General features: G+C 45.9%; 5 protein-coding genes. 2 read left to right on the top strand and 3 right to left on the bottom strand.

The window, feature by feature from the left end; translation table 11 throughout:
* The first annotated feature begins 96 nt into the window (after positions 1 to 96).
* Complete coding sequence (locus tag AC805_RS00910) at positions 97 to 456, top strand: hypothetical protein (protein WP_055073668.1); 360 nt, start codon at positions 97 to 99, stop codon at positions 454 to 456.
* Between the two features lie 113 nt (positions 457 to 569).
* Positions 570 to 2,096 (top strand): DUF1565 domain-containing protein, encoded by a 1,527-nt coding sequence (locus AC805_RS00905; protein ID WP_055073667.1) that lies wholly within the window; start codon positions 570 to 572, stop codon positions 2,094 to 2,096.
* Positions 2,097 to 2,204: 108 nt separating this feature from the next.
* On the opposite strand, the gene AC805_RS00900 is transcribed toward AC805_RS00905, so the two are convergent.
* Genes AC805_RS00900 through AC805_RS00890 form a run of 3 tightly spaced genes read right to left on the bottom strand, consistent with a single transcriptional unit; the run spans position 2,205 to position 3,906 of the window.
* The gene (locus tag AC805_RS00900) at positions 2,205 to 3,140 is read right to left on the bottom strand and encodes a ribonuclease Z (RefSeq protein ID WP_055073666.1); all 936 of its coding nucleotides are present in this window, start codon (positions 3,138 to 3,140) and stop codon (positions 2,205 to 2,207) included.
* Positions 3,141 to 3,142: 2 nt separating this feature from the next.
* Positions 3,143 to 3,703, bottom strand: coding sequence for an OmpA family protein (locus tag AC805_RS00895; RefSeq protein WP_055073665.1), 561 nt, complete (start codon positions 3,701 to 3,703; stop codon positions 3,143 to 3,145).
* A 2-nt stretch (positions 3,704 to 3,705) separates the two neighbouring features.
* Positions 3,706 to 3,906, bottom strand: coding sequence for an NAD(P)H dehydrogenase subunit NdhS (locus AC805_RS00890; protein WP_055073669.1), 201 nt, complete (start codon positions 3,904 to 3,906; stop codon positions 3,706 to 3,708).
* Positions 3,907 to 4,194: the final 288 nt, after the last annotated feature.

Here is a 4,194-nt window from a genome sequence, read left to right as displayed (position 1 = left end):
GCGCCGCAACGCTAATTCTTGGTTTTTAATGTCTAATTTTATAGCGGGAAGGGAGTATGACCAGCTAATTATGAGTGAATATTATGAGTGAATATTATGAGTGAATATACCGATCGCCTGTTCGCAACTAAGAAACGATATCCTTTTGCTCGATGGATCGCAAATACCATTGAGGATTATAACGAACTATCCTGTAGACCTTACATTGCCGCCTTTGACACCCTAATCGATCGTCTTGTAGCTTTGGGCGAGCAAGCTTCGACTGAAGCAAAACTAGAGGCCTTTCAGTCAACCGTGGAAACTCTCAATGACCTTAATGATAACGATGGATTGATCGAAACGGGAGAGCGGGAAGACCTGTGCGAGATTTGCAATACGATCGCCATTGCCGCAGGCATCGATCCGACGAAATATGGAAATGGCGAGGGTCCAGCTAGCGAATGGCGTGACTGGTGAAATCTGGCGATCGCCCCATAACTTCCTGTTTGTGGCGCATACTCGTGAAACAAAAGCAACTTGCTGCTAGTCTAGTTAGACATGTTTGCCAGATATCTTTTTGGTGTCTCGATATGAATAAGTTTCCCTGTCCTAGTCTTATTAATATAGTCAATCTAGTTTTTGTATTGTCCCTTACCACTCCTGCTGTGGCTTGGGCGCAGACTGCCCAACAAAAAATAGTTTTTGTCTCGCCCCAAGGTGCTGATACGGTGGGAGCGGGTTCTCAAAATCAAGCATTTCGGACGGTTACAGCGGCGATCGCAGCCAATCCCGAAGCAGGGACAATCTTTCAATTAAGCGATGGTAAGTATAGCGAAGCTACGGGTGAAAGTTTTCCGATTCGCCTTCCTCAAGGAGCGATCTTGCGCGGTAATCCCAGTGCAAATGGAACGGTTGTCATTAGTGGCGGTGGGCGCTTTGTTAGTTCTACCTTTGCCAGTCAAAATATTGCGATCGTCGCGGCAAATGACTCTCGCATTGAGGGCGTTACGGTTACCAATAGCAATCCGCGCGGTTATGGACTATGGCTAGAGTCTAGTCGCAATGTCGTCATTGCTAATAACAGTTTTATTCGCAATACCCATGATGGGATCTTCCTAACGGGAAGTTCTAATGCTTATATCAGCAATAATCTATTTACGGGGAATACGGGTAGCGGCATCTCGGCATTGGGAACCAGTACGGGAGAGATTCGCGATAATAGATTTGAGAATACGGGCTTTGGACTATCCATCGGACAGCAATCGCAGGTCTTTTTAACTAATAACAATATTTCGCGAAATGTTGATGGTATTGTAATTTCTAACACAGCTCAACCAACGCTTCGCGGTAACGCGATCGCCGATAATCAGCGCAACGGACTTGTCGTTCTCAATGGCTCTAATGGTGCGCCTCGCCCCGATGTCGGGACAACGATTTCGCAAGGGAATAATATCTTCCGCAACAACGGCGAATTTGACATTAATAATGCTACGACAATTCCTCTAGTGGCGGCAGGCAATCAAATTAATCAAGCTCGCGTTCGAGGCGCACTCGATCTTCGTGCTGCGAATTCACCAATTACCAATGCGATCGCCAATCCCATCGCTTCGATTCCACCTGCACCTTTGCCATCAATTCCTTCTACATCTATAAATAATGGCAGTAATAGCAATGGTGGTGCTATTCCTCTTCAAACCAGTCCTAGTCCCAATACTGTATTTATTCCCAATCCCTCAAGCCAATCTTTGCCAAGTCCCGTGATTTCCACTAAACCAAGTAATGATAATAATTCTCCCACAACTATTATTATCGAGCGCGATTATGGCAATCAGTCCAATGCGGGAACGCCAAGATTTCCCACGCAGGTCGCAACTATCCCGCCAGCAACGCTCGATCCCACAACAGGTAAGCCATTCCAATATCGCGTGATTGTTCCCGTAACTTCTACCGTCATCGTTCAGAAGGTCAAGACGATCGTTCCCGACGCTTTCCGTATGTCCCGTAGTGGGAGAACTGTACTTCAGGTGGGAGCCTATAGCGATCGCCCTGCGGCTGACCAGTTGGTACAAAGATTAAACCAATCAGGACTGATTGCAGAAATTATTCCCTTTCGGTAATTTATATGGTTAAATTCCACGCTAAAGTCAATGGAAAGGGAGTAGGACACAAACCCGAAATATGAGTGGCGGCGCTTTGCGCCGCCACTCATATTTCGCGTGTCCTAGCTATACATTAGTTGGGGCAATCTCGTAGGTCATAAAATCATGGGCAGGGATGGTATTTGCAAAGATACTTCTTGCCTCATTCACTAAATCTTCCAATAGAATTGGATTGCCTGGGGAATAACGTGGACTGAAATGGGTCATGATTAATTGCTTCACATTCGCCAGTTGCGCCACCTGAGCCGCCATTGTGCTGGTAGAATGCAAGCGCTGAAAAGCCATATCAGCATCTTGATGGGCAAAGGTAGATTCATGAATCAGTACATCGGCATTCTGGGCTAGTTCTACGGAACTATCGCAAAAAATTGTATCGGTACAGTAGGCAATCTTGCGTCCAATCTGGGGAGCGCCACAAAACTGTTTGCCATCGATCTTACGTCCATCGGGCAGGGTAACGATCTTGCCTTGTTTTAGTTCGCCAAAGATGGGACCTGGGGGGATATTCATGGCGATCGCTTTATCGACATCAAACTTACCAGCGCGATCGCGTTCCACCAAGCGATAGCCGTGCGCCGTCACCTTATGTTTGAGCGGAGCTGCCACCATATAAAACTCCGCATCTTCACATACGATGCCTGCCTTGACTCGATGCACCTTGATCGAATAGGAAAGGCGTGTCTCGCTATAGCGCAAACATGCATCGAGATATTCGCCCAAACCTGTCGGTCCATAGATATCGATATGGCTGACATTCCCTGCCATACCGCAACTTGCCAGCAGCCCTGGCAAACCAAAAATATGATCTCCATGCATATGGGTGACAAAAATCTTGGAGATTTGACTGATTTTGACATCACTTCGTAGTAATTGGTGCTGAGTTGCCTCGCCACAATCCAGCAGCCAAACTTCAGCACGTTGAGGTAAACGCACGGCTACACTAGAGACATTGCGTCCGCGCGTGGGTACACCCGAACTAGTACCGAGAAAAGTGATCTGCATATCTAGTCATCTACAAAAATCTCGATGCGGCGGTTACTCTTGCCATTATTGTCACCAGCGCTGCCAGATAAAGGACGACTAGTGCCATAACCGATCGCCATCCAATAATAAGTTTGCTCGCCGCGTAGTCTCGCTAAATATTCTTTAACCGCTGATGCGCGTAAATAGGAGAGAGTTAACTCATCTACTGTACCACTCCCATCCATATGACCATTAATGCGTACCTTTTTGCCAGAGGTCAAAGGCAATTGGGCGGCAACTTCATCTAGTAACCGAAAGCTTTCGGGTCGAATGCTTGCCTTATTGGGCTCAAATAGGGCATCGGCGGATAGGGTAAACTGTTGCTTTTTGTAATTTAAAAAATTGAGTGAAGGTTGCCAAACCCAGTCTGGGCGGATAAAGGCGATCGCAAGACCTATGCTAGTCCCCGCGATCGCACTCGCACCAATCGCGACACTCCGAAAAATAAGTGATAATACCGAATTTCCCGCTTGGTTGAAATTACCAGACGGCTTGCCCGAAGATTTACCTATTGACTTATCTGGAGTCGGTAAATTTGCCACAATTATTTCTTTTTCGCTTTAGAACTAACAGTAGTATCGATTAGTTCTAACTCATTAGCACGAAATGATACAATCTTTTCCCAGTTACCACCGCCAAAAATTACCGCAACGCGATCATCGGTGACCCGTTGTACCTGTCCCTGAAATCCATAGTAGGTATCGCCCTCATTCACAACGCGTACTGCCGAACCTGGAAAAATGATTGGTTGCATATTTGTTATGTTACTCCCTGATTTTAACTAGGTTTATTCTATATCCTTTGACGATCTGCCTTTATTGCTTTTTTCAATGATTATCAGTTGGCTTTGCTAAGCTACTTGCCTAAATTGAGGTAATGAACAGCTAACATGCGATCAACGTATTTTCGTATTTTTTGTCTCTATAGAATGACCATTTCAGCACCTACCCCTCTTTAAGTTGTCTAATGCTTAGTTATAGCAGTAGCCAGTTATGTTAGGACAAAAACAAAACCCAGAAGAGTGTTGCGGCGC

It is taken from the genome of Pseudanabaena sp. 'Roaring Creek' (genome assembly GCF_001402795.1).
GTDB lineage: Bacteria > Cyanobacteriota > Cyanobacteriia > Pseudanabaenales > Pseudanabaenaceae > Pseudanabaena.
This window is presented reverse-complemented; position numbering and strand designations above follow the sequence as displayed.